This is a genomic window from Variovorax sp. E3 (assembly GCF_016082275.1).
In the GTDB taxonomy this organism is placed as follows: domain Bacteria; phylum Pseudomonadota; class Gammaproteobacteria; order Burkholderiales; family Burkholderiaceae_C; genus Variovorax.
The window spans coordinates 1-255 of record NZ_MOWM01000406.1 but is presented as its reverse complement, the minus strand read 5'-3'; the positions used below and the strand labels follow the sequence as shown (position 1 = coordinate 255).

Here is a 255-nt window from a genome sequence, read left to right as displayed (position 1 = left end):
GCGTGCTGGCCATGGTCCCCCTGCAACGCGTGGGCATTGCCGGCGGCGATACCTCGAGCCATGGCGTGCAGGCGCTCGACGCCTGGGGGCTTTCGTACGTGGCGGACATCGGCGCCGGCACCTCCTTGTGCCGCGTGCACAGCGACGACGCCGCGCTCGACGGACTGGAGATCATGCTCAAGGGTGGCCAGATGGGCTCGGACGACGTGTTCGAGCGTGTGGTGCACGGCTCATCCGAACTGGCGCCATTTCGAG

1 protein-coding gene is annotated in these 255 nt (G+C 68.2%); it reads left to right on the top strand.

Going from position 1 to position 255, the window contains the following annotated elements:
* Window positions 1-255: nucleotide-binding domain containing protein (locus tag BMG07_RS41125; protein WP_307867347.1), on the top strand; the 255-nt coding region annotated here is incomplete at both ends.